We start from the raw sequence: 14,047 nt of genomic DNA, 5'->3' as shown, positions 1-14,047 counted from the left end.
AAACGAGGAGCGGAAAAGTGGTGCCATGACTACATCGCCGCTGGACCTTGCCAAGCGAAGCTCTTCTAAGAGGCTGTTTGCCCTGGTAGCCGTGCTTGGGCTTGGTGCCTCCTTGGCTTCCTGCGGCCCGGGAAACTCCTCCAACGGGGCCACCACACCACAGACCAGCGCAAGCGATACCGCTGATGCAACTGCGAGCGCACCGGCGAGTGCAGCTGCTAGCGCAATGGCGAGTGCAACTGCGAGCGCAACGGCGGCATCGGCGTCAGCTGAGGCACCGGCGTCGTCCCCGGCAAGCACCGCCCCCGCCTCTGCCAGCAGCGCCCCGGCAAACCCAGCAGTAGCACTGTGCACGGCAGCGTCGTTGACGGGCATCCTGGATGATACGGGCGGCGGCACGGCTGGCCACATTTACATGAAGCTGATTCTTTCCAACAGCTCCAGCACCAACTGCATCTTGGACGGTTACCCAGGAGTCTCCATGGTACTGGCGGGCACCAACACGCCCATCGGCGCTCCGGCGGAACGCGACCCCTTGGCACCGTCCTCCGGGCCCATCACTTTGGCCCCTGGGCAGAGTGCAACCGCGGTTCTGCGCTACACGCAAGCGGACAACTATCAGGCGGGCTGCCTGCGAGTTCAGGCAAATTCAGTTCTGGTGTATCCGCCCAGCGCCTACGACAGCTTGGAAATCCCCCACCCGCTGATCGCGTGCAGCAATCCAGACGTCAAGTTACTGACCATTGGCGCGTTCCAGCCCTAGCGTCTGACTCTGGGCAAGGTGAGGAACTGAACTGGCTCTTCCTCGTCGAACTCTTCAAAGGAGCCGATGAAGTCGGGCGCGCTATCCAAAGATTCCCGGCGCCTGCCGTGGCGCAACACGTGAAGCTTGTTGGCGGCAAAGGCCAGTACTCCGGTGGTCAGCAGGTGCAGCGCCCCACCCCACACATCTGCATGGATGAGCATGGCCAGCAGTCCCATGAAGGCCACGGCGCCACCCGCGGTGATTAGCAGCCGCAGCCGTTCAAAGCAGCCGTACACAACTAGTCCAGCACCCAGCACAAGCCATGGCCCAGCCCCGTGCAGGAAAGGTATCAGCGCACTGAGAATAATGCCGGCAACGGTCCCGCCAGCCAAGTACAAGTAGTGGTTTCGCGGGGCCAAGAACCATGAAGGGTTCCGCCACAGCCAGAGGGCGCTCAACGCACCGGCCAGCAGGGAGCCCGCCACGAAGAAGGGCGCATCCACGCCGTTGCCGCGTTCGGCCATCATGCTGATGGCTCCGGAGAACAAAAAAAGTAGCGACAAGCAAAGCAAGGGAAACCAATTGTTTCCCACATGTCGAGTCCGCACTGCGCTTGCCGTCCTTGCCATTCCAGGTGTTGGAGGCATCGCCGGGCAAGACTATTGCAACGGACCAGCAACGGCATCCATTGCCACTCCTACAGCAAGATTACCGCCAGTCACCGACACTCGCGGACCGCACCTGCATATTCTTTCGGTCTATGACTCCGTCCACCACATTTCTTCCGTGGGCAGTGCCACAATGTCGGTGCCATACGGCATGATGGAGCCGTGCAGGAAACCACGTCCACCACCGCCATGAACGAGTTCGCAGCTCCAACGCGCGAATGGTTTCTTGGCGCCTTTGGCTCCCCCACCCCAGCCCAGTCAGGCGCGTGGGCCGCCATTGCCGGAGGTGCACACTCGCTGGTCGTGGCACCCACAGGTTCCGGTAAGACGCTCGCAGCGTTTCTCTGGGCCTTGGACGGGCTGATCGCCAGGGCCGACCCACCCTCCCCCACGAAACAAGGCACCCGTGTCTTGTACATTTCGCCGTTGAAGGCGCTCGGCGTCGACGTGGAACGCAATCTGCGCGCACCGCTGATAGGGATCACGCAGACCGCCAGCCGGCTTGGTCTGGAAGCCCCGCAGGTCAGCGTCGGTGTGCGCTCCGGCGACACCCCCGCCGCTGAACGCCGGCGCATGCTCAGCCACCCTCCGGATATTCTCATCACCACTCCGGAGTCGCTGTATTTGATGCTGACTTCCAAAGCCCGCGAAACCCTCACGGACGTCCACACGATCATCATCGATGAGGTGCACGCGGTTGCAGGGTCCAAGCGCGGTGCCCATTTGGCGCTTTCCCTTGAGCGTCTGGACGTCCTGTTGGAAACCCCTGCCCAGCGGATCGGTCTCTCAGCTACGGTGGAGCCGCATTCCACGGTGGCACGCTTCCTTGGCGGCAATGCGCCAGTGACCATCGTGGCCCCGCCCAGCGCCAAAAACTGGAACCTGAGCGTCACCGTTCCCGTTGCCGACATGACAGAGCTACCCGCCCTGGCCTCCGCCCACAATGCCGACCCAAACGCCGCCCCGTCATCGGCGCTCCAGCCGAACACGTCCATCTGGCCGCATGTGGAAGAGAAGATCGTTGACGCGGTGCTGGCCAAAAAATCCACCATCATCTTCGCCAACTCCCGCCGCCTGGCCGAGCGGCTCACCGGACGACTCAATGAAATCTATGCGGAGCGCCTGGAGCTGGCTGCACTCGAGGATGCTTCCGCCACGCAGGAACGTGATGACACGCACGACGGCGCCACCTCCGACACTGGGTGGCGCACCAATACCCGGTCCCCCAGCAAGCTGTCCCTCAACGTCCCGACTCCCACGACGCCCCCTCGTCCCACGACCCCCGCCAGGCTGCCTGCGGAGATGATGGCGCAGGCTGGTTCGGTGTCCGGGGCCGCAAATGTGCTGGCGAAGGCGCACCACGGCTCCGTGTCCAAGGAACAGCGCGCGCTGATTGAGGACGATCTGAAGTCCGGGCGGCTGCGTGCTGTGGTGGCCACGTCCAGCTTGGAGTTGGGCATCGACATGGGGGCCGTCGATTTGGTGATCCAGGTGGAGTCCCCGCCGTCGGTGGCCAGCGGGCTGCAGCGGGTGGGTCGCGCCGGGCACCAAGTCGGGGAAATTTCAGAGGGAATCCTGTTCCCCAAGCACCGTGCAGATTTGCTTCATTCGGCCGTCACGGTGGAACGGATGCTCGCAGGTCAGATTGAACCACTGTCCATCCCGGCCAACCCGCTGGACATCCTGGCCCAGCAGACAGTGGCTGCCACGGCATTGGAGCCATTGGATGTTGATGTGTGGTTTGAAACAGTGCGGCGCAGCGCACCGTTTCTGGCGCTGCCACGCTCCGCGTTCGAGGCCACCTTGGATTTGCTGGCCGGCCGCTACCCCTCTGACGAGTTCGCCGAACTGCGCCCCCGCATCATTTGGGACAGAACCGCCGGCACCATCACAGGACGCCCCGGAGCGCAACGGCTCGCCGTCACGTCCGGCGGGACCATTCCGGACCGCGGGCTCTTTGGCGTTTTCATCGTTGGCTCCGAAGAGTCAGGAGCCGGAAAGGCCGCCAAGGGTGGGCGGCGCGTGGGCGAACTCGACGAGGAGATGGTCTACGAATCCCGAGTTGGTGACGTCTTCGCACTCGGTGCCACGAGCTGGAAAATTGAAGACATCACCTTTGACAGGGTGCTGGTCTCCCCCGCCTTCGGCCAGCCCGGGAAACTCCCATTCTGGAAGGGAGATTCCTTGGGCCGCCCGGTGGAGTTGGGCAAGGCATTGGGTGCATTCATCCGTGAAATCAGTGCAGCACCACGTAAGAAAGCCCTGGCCCGCTGCACCGCCACCGGCCTGGACGAATGGGCCGCCAACAACCTCCTCAGCTACCTGGACGAGCAGAAAGCCGCCACCACCCAAGTCCCGGATGACAAAACCCTCATGGTGGAACGTTTCCACGACGAGCTCGGTGACTGGCGGGTGGTGCTGCACAGCCCGTTCGGCATGCCCGTCCATGCACCGTGGGCGCTCGCCGTCGCCGCCCGTCTGCACGAACGCTACGGGCTGGACGGCTCTGCCATGGCCTCCGACGACGGCATTGTGCTGCGGGTGCCCCTTATGGACGACGAACCTCCTGGTGCCGAACTGTTCCTCTTCGACGCTGATGAACTTGACGGTATTGTCACCAGTGAAGTGGGCGGCTCGGCGTTGTTTGCCAGCCGCTTCCGCGAATGCGCGGCCCGGGCCTTGCTGCTGCCCCGGCAGAATCCGGGCAAGCGTTCCCCCTTGTGGCAGCAGCGCCAACGCTCCGCCCAGTTGCTGGACGTGGCACGGAAGTACCCGAAGTTTCCCATCGTGCTCGAAACGGTGCGTGAATGCCTGCAGGACGTCTATGACCTCCCAGCTCTGAAGTCCATTGCCGCGAGCATTGACCGCCGCGAACTGCGCATTGTCGAAACCACCACCAACGAACCTTCCCCTTTCGCCCGCTCGCTGCTCTTTGGCTACGTGGCCAGTTTCATGTACGAGGGCGACTCCCCGCTGGCAGAGCGCCGCGCCGCAGCCTTGTCCTTGGACCCAGCCCTGCTTGACGAGCTGCTGGGCCGCGCCGAGCTGCGAGAACTCCTCGACCCGAAAGTCATTGCCACCACCGAGGCCCAGTTGCAGCGGTTGGCTCCCGACCGCCGCGCCCGCGGCGTGGAGGGGGTGGCGGACCTGCTGCGCCTCTTGGGTCCGCTCACCGAGGTCGAGGTTGCTGCCAGGTTGGTTCCCGCGCTGGAAACAAGTGATGTGGTGGACACGAACGACGCCGGGCACTTGGAGCAGACGGCCGCACACCTGGCCGAGCTTCTGGCAACAGGCCGCGTGCTGCACGTCAACATGGCGGGCGAACCACGGTATGCAGCTGTTGAAGACGCCGCACGCCTGCGCGACGCCCTCGGCATCCCGCTGCCCATGGGCGTGCCACTGGCCTTCATTGAGCCCGTGGCGGATCCGCTGGGCGACCTGGTGGGCCGCTATGCCCGCACCCACGGCCCTTTCACCGCCGCGGAAGCTGCTGTACGGCTGGGGCTGGGGGTCGCCGTCGTGCATTCAGCATTGGCACGGCTGGCCGCTGACAGGCGTGTGGCGGAAGGGGAGTTTCTACCCAACAGTTCTGCAGCCGCGGGCGGTTCCGAATGGTGCGACGTTCAGGTCCTGCGCCAATTGCGCAGCAGGTCACTGGCGGCGTTGCGGGCCGAGGTTGAACCTGTCGACGCACGAACTTTTGGGCGGTTCTTGCCCGCGTGGCAGCGTGTCACGGCGGCGTCGAATGCTTCTCCCCTGCGTGGTTTGGACGGTGTGCTCAGCGTGGTGGACCAGTTGGCGGGTGTGCCCATTCCGGCGTCGGCGTGGGAGCAACTGGTGCTGGCCGCGCGCGTGGCCGACTATTCCCCGGCCATGCTTGACGAGCTCACGGCCAGCGGTGAGGTGCTGCTTTCAGGAGCCGGGTCGCTGGGTTCGAACGACGGCTGGCTGAGCCTGCATGTGGCCGACTCCGCGGAGCTGACGCTGAACCCGGCGGCGGATTTCACCGCCGGGGAGCTCCAACAGAGCATTTTGAATGCCTTGTCACATGGTGGCGCGTACTTCTTTCATCAGCTGCGCGAGATGACGGCCGAGGGCCCCGATCTGGCGTCATCCGACAGTGAGCTGACTGCTGCGTTGTGGGATTTGTTGTGGGCCGGGCGGATCAGCAATGACACTTTTTCTCCCGTCCGCGCACTGCTGGCGGGTGGGCACACGGCGCACAAGCAAAAAGCTGCCCCGTCGCGGCTGCGTCCTGCGCGTGCCGGGCGGTATGGCAGGCTGCCGGGCCGGGTCGCCGGGGTGCAGCGCGGGGCTCCGCCGATGGGAGCGGGCCGGTGGAGTCTGCTGCCTGTTGCGGACGCCAGGGCGGGGGCTGCCGCCGTAGCCACTGCCACGTTGCGCAGCCACGCCCTCGCTGAACTGTTCCTGGACAGGTACGGGGTGGTGACGCGCGGGTCCGTCATGAATGCTGGGGTCCCCGGCGGCTTTGGGCTCATGTACAAGGTCCTGGCCCGGCTCGAAGAAGGCGGCAAGTGCCGGCGCGGCTACTTCATTGAGCACTTGGGTGCGGCTCAATTTGCCGTGTCTGCCACCGTGGACAGGCTGCGCACGTTCAGCGAGGACGCCACGTTGAACCCACGCTCCCCGCAGGCCCTGGCGCTGGCCGCGACCGACCCCGCCAACCCCTATGGGGCGGCTCTGTCGTGGCCGCCGTTGGATTCCGGGCACCGGCCGGGGCGGAAGGCCGGTGCGCTGGTGGTGATGGTCGACGGCGCACTGGTCCTGTATGTGGAGCGCGGCGGCCGCACACTGCTGTGCTTCAGCGACGACGAATCAGCGATTGCCTTGGCCGCCGCCGCACTGGTGCGTGTGGTGAAGCGCGGGGCCATTGACAAGATGGCCATTGAAAAAGTGAACGGCACCGACGTGCTGGGGACACCGCTGGCCCGGGCGCTAATGGAATCCGGCGCGTACAGTTCCCCGCGGGGAGTGCGGATCCGTGCCTGAGGGAGACACCGTCTGGCGGCAGGCCCGGGATTTGCGGGCTGTTCTTGAAGGGCAGGTACTGACTGCTTCCGACTTCCGGGTGCCTGCATTTGCAACGCTGGATTTCAGTGGAGAAACCGTCACAGCCGTCCAGTCTCGCGGCAAGCACCTGCTCATGCACGTGGGTGAGGGCATCATTCATTCGCACCTGTCCATGGAAGGCCACTGGGACATTTACCCTGCGTCCGGAACCGGGCAGCAGGCCCGCTGGCGCCGGCCGGCATTCACTGCACGCGTCATTCTGCAAACCCAGCTGGTTTCGGCCGTTGGCTTCTCCCTGGGAACGCTGGAAGTCCTGCCCTCCGCGTTGGTGGGCAACGCCGTCGGACATCTGGGGCCGGACTTGCTGGGTGCGGACTGGGACGCTGCTGAAGCAGAGCGCCGGCTACTCGCAGATCCTGGGCGCGCGATCGGATTGGCGCTTCTGGACCAGCGGAACCTTGCTGGAATCGGCAACATCTACCGCAACGAACTGTGCTTTCTAGGCGGCGTTCATCCTGCTGTCCCAGTGGGCGAGGTGCCGAATCTGCCTCGGATTCTCGAATTGGCAAAGCGGCTGCTGGAGGCCAACAAGGACAGGTCCGCTCGTTCCACTACCGGAGGTCCGGCACGGCGGGATGCGGCCATGTGGGTTTACGGTCTTGCCGGGAAACCGTGCAAGCGCTGCGGTTCGCTGGTCCGGCACTCCACCATGGCCGACCCTGCGTTCCCCGTTCGGGCCGCTCGTGATATCTACTTTTGTCCTCGCTGCCAAGCCGCATCTTAGGCGCTGCGCCAGCGGCGTATTAGTGGGCCGTCGGCACGGCGATCGACGGCGGAGAAGCAGCAGGCGCGCGCAGGAACAAGGACAAGAACAACGCCAGTACAGGCAGCGCAATCAGCATCACCAACATGGTGTGCAGGCTCGTGGCGTCTGCAATGGCACCAAGCACGGGGTTGAAAAGCCCACCCACGGTGACGGCCAGGCCCACGGTCACCCCGCTCGCCGTGCCAATCCTATTGGGCAGGTAATTTTGGCCGAGAATGACAAAAACGCTGAACGGTACGAAGATGCTGATGCCCGTCACCGCCACAAGAACCAGTGCAATGTGCCACTCCGGCGCCAGGACCAGCCCAACCATGGCAGGGATGCAGACTGCAAAGCCGTAGCGGATGGAAATCAAGGGGCCGAAGCGGTCGGCCAGCCAGCCGCCAAGGAGTGTTCCACAGGCTCCTGAGGCAAGGAAAATGGTCAGCGCGGCACCGCCTATCACCTCCGTGGCACCCAAATTGTGGATGAAGTAGAGAGCCAGGAAGGAGCTCAAACCAAAGAACACGATGGAGCGGACCAGCACCACGGATGTCAGTTTCAAAAACTCCGGCCAATTGTCCTTGCCCTGGGGCATGGAGGAAAATCTGGGCGCACCCGCCGGACCATCCAGCACCGGACCCATCTTCTTGATGAGGATCACCACCATGACCACTGCAGGTAGTACCAGCAGGGCAGTACCACGAAGTCCAAAGGCCAGAAGCACCGGCGTCGCCAGCAGGGAGCCGAGGGCAAAACCCACATTACCGCCCAGTGCGAAGATACTCATGCCGCGGTTGCTGTCACCCGCCGCACGGCGGGCAGCACTGGCTGCAGAGGGGTGGAACGCGGCAATGCCCAGCCCGGAGACGGCCACCATCAGCCACGTTGCGGCGTAACTGGAAAACAGGCCGGCCGCGGCCACGCCAAGCGCAGCTACCAGCATGCCGGAAGGCACCAGCCAACGCCGTGGTTTGTGGTCTGTCCAGACGCCAAAAGCTGGTTGCACAATAGATGAGAGCATGGTCGCAGCCAAGGTCAGCCCGGCCACAGCGGCATAGCTGTAGTGGCGTTCGGAGACGAAGAACGGCAGCATGGCTGGCAGCACACCCTGGTACAGGTCATCGACCATGTGGGCGGAGGACATCATGGCAACACCGCGCTTATTCACGCCTCACCCCGTTCCACGGGAATATGGCCGCCACGGCAGACCTGCAAACGTGTTTCACAGGGGCTGGCCGCCTACTTCCGAGGTTACCCCTGTCAGTCGGTGTGACGTCAGGTCTGCGACTTGGAGCATTTCGGAGCCACCACGTCTGGGGGCATTGGCTAAGCCAGTACCAGCTGTGTTCGGCACTGCACTCAAGCCTCGGTACCCTTGAAAGGTGATGAAATCTCCCCTTCCCGTGCGCAATGGCGTCAATGCCACCCGCATGCGCATACCTGGAGAAGGCCCGTGGGCAACAGCCATGGAGTACGTGCTGGACAAGTTCGGCCACGTTGACCCTGCAGGTATTGTGGACAGGTTTGAACGCGGCGAGGTGAAGGCCCTCGGCGGGGAAATCGTCACCCCTACAACTCCTTTGTGTGAGCACCTGTTCATTTGGTACTACCGCGAACTTCCGGTGGAAAAGCGGTTGCCGGTGGAACTTTCCATCCTGCACCAGGACAACGACCTCGTGGTGGTGGACAAGCCGCACTTCCTGCCGACCACCCCTGGCGGCATGTATGTGCAGGAATCCGCGCTGGTCCGTTTGCGGGTGCTTCTTGACTTACCGGATCTGATTCCCATCCACAGGCTGGACCGCATGACGGCGGGTGTGCTGCTGTTCTCAGCCAACCCGGAGACCCGCGGAAAATACCAGCTGCTCTTTGAAAAGCGGCGCATCGAGAAGACCTACCGCGCCGTGGCACCTGTCCGCGAAGATCTGGACTTCCCCCTCGTGGTGCGCAGCCGCATGACCAAGTCGCGCACCTACTTGCTGGCCGAGGAGATCGAAGGTGAGCCGAATGCCGAGACCCGCATTGAGCTCATGGACACCCGCGTCGACGAGGCATCCGGGGAAACCCTTGGCCTCTACAACTTGCAGCCGCACACCGGCAAGACCCACCAGCTGCGTGTACATCTGGCCTCACAGGGTATGGGGATTCTCAATGACCCGTTTTACCCTGTTTTGCATGAGCAGGCCCCGGATGACTACACGAAGCCGCTGCAGTTGCTGGCCCACAGCATATCCTTCAAGGACCCCCTCACGGGTGAGCAACGCAGCTACTTCTCCGAGCTGGAGCTCGCAGCGTTCCCCAACCACCATTAGAACTGGCCGAGGAACGAGGTGAGGGAGGCCTTGGGCCCCCGCGCCCGAGGGTTCCCTGGCCGAGGAACGAGGTGAGGGAGGGCGTGGGGAAGTTCACAGGCCTATCGCGGCGATCTCCACGACGGCCTTGACCTCAGCGTCGGGGCGCTGGGCACAAACATGGGCACGGATCCCCTCTGCAACCAGCTTCGCTACCACCGGCGCCGGTTGGGCCCCGCTCGTGCCGATCCGCAATCGCACCGTTGTGAGGGTGCGCCCGGTGTCAACGCTTGCGGGGCCACCGCTTGCGGGGCGTCCCTCTTCTGAGCACACCACAAACGTCGTAGGCACGTCGTCGTCCTCCGGGCCTAGAAGCGCACCGACTTGTTTGAGTACATTCATCCACAACGGATCCGCCGAATATACGGTGGACACGCCTTCCATCGTCAGTACCAGCTGGTGGAGTTCGTCTTCGAGGCTCATTGCCGTCCCTCCCCGAGCGAATCAGGCTCATCATCAAATGGTGGGCGCATGTCGGTGAATGCCACATGGACGGCAGTCACATTGAGTTCGGTCTGCACCAAGAGCTCGGAGAAGACTGCCGTCCGCAATTCCTCCGCCAGCGTGGGCAACGGGTAGCCATAACGAGCGGAAACATTGATTCTCACTTCGACCGGCGCACTGGCGGTGCCGATTTCACCTTCCAGTCGGCAGCGTCCAATCAGCACCCCGCCCAACGCATCCCCTACCGAACGAACCAGCGCAATGACGGCTCCTTCCGTTTCGGTCAGCTCATCCATTCCTTGTCCGCGCAGGGGAATCAAGCGCCCAGCACTAGTTTCCAAGCGGAGGTTGGCCAAAATGCCATCAAGCCAGCCGGAGTCGTCGGCTGTTGCTGCCACGTCCTCGTCAAGCAAGTCCCTTGCTGCCGCGCTGAGGCTCCGCAGCCCGGCAAGACGTGCCTGGCACTGAGGGCAGTAGTCAATATGCTCCGCGTCAGGGCTGGCGCCGGTGTCCAAATAGTCGCTGAGGTCCTCGATGCTCCGGCCGCAGTCATGCGTGGGGTTCATCGCCATTCCTCCATTTCCGTCACAAGTCTGGTCCGTGCCCGTGCCAGTCGGCCGCGCACACTGGTCACGCTGATGCCCAGCGCCTCGGCGATCTCCTCGTAGGATTGGCCACCAAATTCTTTCAGGACCCAGCATCTTCGCTGTTGCTCCGGCAGCCGGGCCAAGGCACTGTTCAATGCCGTGCGCGTGGATCCAGCAACAGCCACATCCTCGGGGCTCGCCTGGTGATCTGCTTGATCCGGCTGATCCGCAAAGTTCTCATGCGATTTTCTGCGCCGGCCCGTGTCAATGGCCCGGTTGCCCACAATCCGCATGAGCCAGGCCTTCACCGCAGCCACGTCTCTCAGGCTGCCGATGTCCTTCCATGCCGTGATCAGCGCATCCTGCACCACGTCGTCGGCCTCCTCAGGGGACCTGACCAGACGCCTTGCGTAGGCACGCATCAGAGGCGCATGCCTCCTAGCCAGTGTTTCAAACGCTGCGACGTCCCCGTCACCGGCCCGCTCAGCCAAAACCGTGTCAGGGGCGTCGGCCAATTTGTGGGGCAGGTCCTGCAATCGTTTCACCCGCTGGCGTCCTTTCGTCAATTTCTTGGCTCCACATGCTTGGGCGCGATCCTACAGGCACCGCCACCCGGCAGGCGGCAGGCGCTTACCGGGTGGCGGTTTGCTTTTATTTCCGGCCTCGAATGGCACCGTAGACGGCTGCGACAACCAGACCGCCGCCAATGGACAGCAGCCAGGTTTTGATGTTGAAGAACGAGCCCAAGTCAACGTTGAAGATCAGCGTTCCCAGCCACCCGCCCACAATGGCACCCACCACGCCCAGGATGATGCTGGTAACCCAACCTCCGCCAACCTTGCCCGGCATGACGGCCTTGACGATTGCCCCAACAATGAGGCCAAGAATAATGAAAGCTGAGAAACCCATGGTGTTCTCCTTTTACGCGAGTGATTAATTACTTGGTGGTGCAGTCCACGTCAGACACAGCGTGCTTGATTTCTCAGGCCACGCGTTCGGAACGGGCAAATCTGGTGCGCGTGCCTGCCTTGATGCGGACCAGCACGGGCAGCTGGGTGCCCAGCAGTTCATCCATTCCGTCCACCGCATGGCCGACGGCGGTTCCCACCTCGGCGGGTGAGGCGCCCTTGCGGGCCTGAACAATGATCTTGAGCCCCGTACCGCCAGCAGATCCGCGGGTTTTCCAGGATTGAACCGAAGTTGATAGGACCTGCGTGTTCCTTGCCAGCGACGCTTCGATGATCTGGGCCGCCACAGCAGCGTCCACAGAGGTGCTTCCCTTTGCATCCGTCTGCTCTGCCAGCTGGTTAGTGCGGCCTGTGCCTTGGGAGGCAATCCACGTCACCAGCATTATGGCAATGAGCAGCAGCAGCACCAGGGCTGCCAACGTCCACCAGCTGGTGTCCATTCCCGGAATCCGGGCCGCAGCAAGATTTTCTTGGATGCGGGCCCAAGCTTGGGTTCCGGTGGCGGTCCAGTTCCGGGCAAATGCCGTGTTGGAGCCGGCCAGCACGGCGGTGGCTCCGGCGCCGATGAGCACAAGTCCCATCAGGGCCAGAAGGGTGCGGTTCAGTCCGCGGTGGGTGCCGTTCATGATCCCACCGCCTGGTGCATGGTGGTGGAAACATTCACGGGCATGGGCTGGCGAAGACCGTAGCTGGACACTTCGCGTTCCACGGCGTCCTTCACGGACTCCTTGTCCACTGTGCGCCCGGAGCTCGGACGGACCACCACGTCAATGCGTTTCCGTCCAACACTGCTGGTAACTTGTTCAGGCGCCAACTGTGCAGCCGTGCGGGCAGTCCTTGACACAGCTGCCGCCAACACCTCACCGTCAACCACGACGGCGAACCGGTCGTTGTCCACGATGTGCCGGGGTTTGCGTCCAGGCAGAATGGCAAGTGTCAGGACTGCTATTCCAGCCAGGACCAGAATCCCGCCAGCAGCCATGAGAGCAGCCGGAATGGTTGCCGTTCCCAGCGAAGCGGTGCCTAGGGCCAACTCCGTCGGGGAGAGCAGCAGTGCGCTGTTACCGGTTAACGAGAGAACAAGTTCTACGGCCAGCCACAGTACTGCCAATAGCAGCACGGCGGCGGCAAGGATGGACCAGCCTGCGCGGCTGGACCGTATTTCCCGGCGGTTCATCCTCATGATCAACCGCGGTTCAGTAGCCTGCAAACTGCTCATTGGACCCTCCTGGAAGATACATTTTTTCCGTCGTGAATGCCGGTCAACCGGACGTTCACGCGGCCAACGTTGGTTCCCGCCAGCGTCTGAATCCGAGCAGCCATCACGTCCTTGGCGGCGTCGGCCAGCTCAAACACCGTGCCACCGCCTTTCCCAAACCGTTCCCCGACGTTGTCCAGCGGCAGGACCAGTGGAACGGCGAGCGAGACGCTGACTTGACCCTTCTCGTCATGCAACTTGGCATTTACCTCCCGCAAAGGCACGTTGAAGGCCTCGGCAGCGATTGCCGCCACCAGCTGGTGCATGGCTCCGGAGGAAATCCTGGTGTACCCGGCACGCAGGTGGTGGCGGTTGGCGGTGCCGACTCCCCCGACAAACCCCAGCGTGCTGGCACTCATGACGAGGTGCGCTTGCCGCTGAAAGCTGCCAACACGCCGCGCACATCGAGCCTGCCGTCAATACTCCTGCCCACCACGGCCCCCACAGCCATGAACAAGGCCACCAACAGCATCGCCCAGAAACCGAAAGCCAAGGCCGAGATCGCCAAGACGGCCCCTACAGCCGTTCCGGTGAGAGTGGCGTTCATGAGACACGGGCTTCACGCTGGCCGGGCAGTGGTTCCTGGTCGATCCGCTTGTGCTGCTGCGCGGGCTTCTCATCGGCGTCGTCCGAGGCAATGTGAATGTCGGTGATGGATACGTTGACCTCTGTGACCTCCATGCCCACCACGTCTTCCACAGCTGCGTAGATGGCGTCGCGAACCGCATCGGCAACCTTCTGCAGCGGGTGCGGGTATTCCACCACAAGTGTCACGTCAACGGCCACCTGGGTCTGGCCCACTTCAACACTGACACCCTGGGTGAGGTCCTTCTGGCCCACGGCTTCGCGGATGCTCCCCAAGGCACGGGCGGCTCCGCCTCCAAGGGCAAAGACGCCAGGGATGTCCTGGGCGGCAATACCGGCCACCTTGGCAACCACACCGTCGGCCACTGTGGTGGTGCCGCGGCCCGTGGAACCCGACTTGACGGCTGCGTTGCTAGCGGCCGTTTGATTCTTATTCTGAGGCTGAGTTGTCAAAGTAATCACTCCCGAAAGTCTTCGTGTAGCTATTTCTTCACGCTCGGTGCCGGTTGGCGCCTACAAAGGTAAGGCGCAGTGGGAAGCAACTTCGTCACGATGATTTTCATGTGATCTACATCACATTTGAATGCGGGAAGGCAAATAAC

15 protein-coding genes are annotated in these 14,047 nt (G+C 63.1%); 4 read left to right on the top strand and 11 right to left on the bottom strand.

Going from position 1 to position 14,047, the window contains the following annotated elements; all coding sequences use genetic code 11:
* Window positions 1–25 precede the first annotated feature (25 nt).
* Complete coding sequence (locus JMA46_RS12015) at window positions 26–763, top strand: DUF4232 domain-containing protein (RefSeq protein ID WP_207345582.1); 738 nt, start codon at window positions 26–28, stop codon at window positions 761–763.
* Here the strand turns inward: JMA46_RS12015 and JMA46_RS12010 are convergent.
* Window positions 760–1,308: a hypothetical protein gene (locus JMA46_RS12010; protein ID WP_207345581.1), complete on the bottom strand. Its 549-nt coding sequence runs from the start codon at window positions 1,306–1,308 to the stop codon at window positions 760–762. The two genes, JMA46_RS12015 and JMA46_RS12010, sit on opposite strands and share 4 nt — an antisense overlap.
* 294 nt (window positions 1,309–1,602) lie before the next feature.
* Between JMA46_RS12010 and JMA46_RS12005 the strand changes: the two genes are divergently transcribed.
* On the top strand, window positions 1,603–6,423 hold the full coding sequence (locus JMA46_RS12005) for a crosslink repair DNA glycosylase YcaQ family protein (RefSeq protein WP_207345599.1): 4,821 nt from the start codon (window positions 1,603–1,605) through the stop codon (window positions 6,421–6,423).
* Window positions 6,416–7,228: an Fpg/Nei family DNA glycosylase gene (locus tag JMA46_RS12000; RefSeq protein WP_207345580.1), complete on the top strand. Its 813-nt coding sequence runs from the start codon at window positions 6,416–6,418 to the stop codon at window positions 7,226–7,228. The genes JMA46_RS12005 and JMA46_RS12000 overlap by 8 nt, the downstream gene beginning before the upstream one ends.
* A gap of 19 nt (window positions 7,229–7,247) precedes the next feature.
* Here JMA46_RS12000 and JMA46_RS11995 read toward each other — a convergent pair whose 3' ends face one another.
* Window positions 7,248–8,420, bottom strand: coding sequence for an MFS transporter (locus JMA46_RS11995; protein ID WP_207345579.1), 1,173 nt, complete (start codon window positions 8,418–8,420; stop codon window positions 7,248–7,250).
* 217 nt (window positions 8,421–8,637) lie between these two features.
* Here JMA46_RS11995 and JMA46_RS11990 point away from each other — a divergent pair, with 217 nt between their 5' ends.
* Entirely contained in the window at window positions 8,638–9,564 is a 927-nt protein-coding gene (locus JMA46_RS11990; RefSeq protein ID WP_207345598.1) for a pseudouridine synthase, read from the top strand.
* Window positions 9,565–9,657: 93 nt separating this feature from the next.
* Here the strand turns inward: JMA46_RS11990 and JMA46_RS11985 are convergent, their stop codons facing one another.
* From JMA46_RS11985 to JMA46_RS11945, 9 genes are all read right to left on the bottom strand, one after another.
* Complete coding sequence (locus JMA46_RS11985; RefSeq protein ID WP_207345578.1) at window positions 9,658–10,026, bottom strand: hypothetical protein; 369 nt, start codon at window positions 10,024–10,026, stop codon at window positions 9,658–9,660.
* Window positions 10,023–10,613, bottom strand: a complete 591-nt coding sequence (locus JMA46_RS11980; RefSeq protein WP_207345577.1) for an Asp23/Gls24 family envelope stress response protein — start codon at window positions 10,611–10,613, stop codon at window positions 10,023–10,025. Before JMA46_RS11980 ends, JMA46_RS11985 begins: the two co-directional genes overlap by 4 nt.
* Entirely contained in the window at window positions 10,610–11,179 is a 570-nt protein-coding gene (locus JMA46_RS11975) for a sigma-70 family RNA polymerase sigma factor (RefSeq protein ID WP_348770145.1), read from the bottom strand. Before JMA46_RS11975 ends, JMA46_RS11980 begins: the two co-directional genes overlap by 4 nt.
* A 106-nt stretch (window positions 11,180–11,285) precedes the next feature.
* Complete coding sequence (locus tag JMA46_RS11970; RefSeq protein WP_207345576.1) at window positions 11,286–11,543, bottom strand: GlsB/YeaQ/YmgE family stress response membrane protein; 258 nt, start codon at window positions 11,541–11,543, stop codon at window positions 11,286–11,288.
* A 73-nt stretch (window positions 11,544–11,616) separates the two neighbouring features.
* Entirely contained in the window at window positions 11,617–12,228 is a 612-nt protein-coding gene (locus JMA46_RS11965) for a hypothetical protein (protein ID WP_207345575.1), read from the bottom strand.
* Window positions 12,225–12,821, bottom strand: a complete 597-nt coding sequence (locus JMA46_RS11960; protein ID WP_207345574.1) for a hypothetical protein — start codon at window positions 12,819–12,821, stop codon at window positions 12,225–12,227. Before JMA46_RS11960 ends, JMA46_RS11965 begins: the two co-directional genes overlap by 4 nt.
* On the bottom strand, window positions 12,818–13,219 hold the full coding sequence (locus JMA46_RS11955; protein WP_207345572.1) for a hypothetical protein: 402 nt from the start codon (window positions 13,217–13,219) through the stop codon (window positions 12,818–12,820). Before JMA46_RS11955 ends, JMA46_RS11960 begins: the two co-directional genes overlap by 4 nt.
* Window positions 13,216–13,407, bottom strand: a complete 192-nt coding sequence (locus JMA46_RS11950; protein ID WP_207345571.1) for a DUF2273 domain-containing protein — start codon at window positions 13,405–13,407, stop codon at window positions 13,216–13,218. Before JMA46_RS11950 ends, JMA46_RS11955 begins: the two co-directional genes overlap by 4 nt.
* Entirely contained in the window at window positions 13,404–13,898 is a 495-nt protein-coding gene (locus JMA46_RS11945) for an Asp23/Gls24 family envelope stress response protein (RefSeq protein ID WP_210768726.1), read from the bottom strand. Before JMA46_RS11945 ends, JMA46_RS11950 begins: the two co-directional genes overlap by 4 nt.
* Between the last annotated feature and the right edge of the window lie 149 nt (window positions 13,899–14,047).

The sequence above is a fragment of the Arthrobacter sp. E3 genome, from assembly GCF_017353415.1.
GTDB lineage: Bacteria > Actinomycetota > Actinomycetes > Actinomycetales > Micrococcaceae > Specibacter.
Note: the sequence above shows the minus strand (reverse complement) of the source record. Positions and strands in the feature narration are given on the sequence as shown.

Bases quoted from the DNA above. Each gene is read 5' to 3' on its own strand.
- JMA46_RS12015 (WP_207345582.1), top strand. From the start codon at position 26: ATGACTACATCGCCGCTGGACCTTGCCAAGCGAAGCTCTTCTAAGAGG.
- JMA46_RS12005 (WP_207345599.1), top strand. From the start codon at position 1,603: ATGAACGAGTTCGCAGCTCCAACGCGCGAATGGTTTCTTGGCGCCTTT.
- JMA46_RS11990 (WP_207345598.1), top strand. From the start codon at position 8,638: ATGAAATCTCCCCTTCCCGTGCGCAATGGCGTCAATGCCACCCGCATG.
- JMA46_RS11985 (WP_207345578.1), bottom strand. From the start codon at position 10,026: ATGAGCCTCGAAGACGAACTCCACCAGCTGGTACTGACGATGGAAGGC.
- JMA46_RS11980 (WP_207345577.1), bottom strand. From the start codon at position 10,613: ATGAACCCCACGCATGACTGCGGCCGGAGCATCGAGGACCTCAGCGAC.
- JMA46_RS11970 (WP_207345576.1), bottom strand. From the start codon at position 11,543: ATGGGTTTCTCAGCTTTCATTATTCTTGGCCTCATTGTTGGGGCAATC.
- JMA46_RS11965 (WP_207345575.1), bottom strand. From the start codon at position 12,228: ATGAACGGCACCCACCGCGGACTGAACCGCACCCTTCTGGCCCTGATG.
- JMA46_RS11960 (WP_207345574.1), bottom strand. From the start codon at position 12,821: ATGAGCAGTTTGCAGGCTACTGAACCGCGGTTGATCATGAGGATGAAC.
- JMA46_RS11955 (WP_207345572.1), bottom strand. From the start codon at position 13,219: ATGAGTGCCAGCACGCTGGGGTTTGTCGGGGGAGTCGGCACCGCCAAC.
- JMA46_RS11950 (WP_207345571.1), bottom strand. From the start codon at position 13,407: ATGAACGCCACTCTCACCGGAACGGCTGTAGGGGCCGTCTTGGCGATC.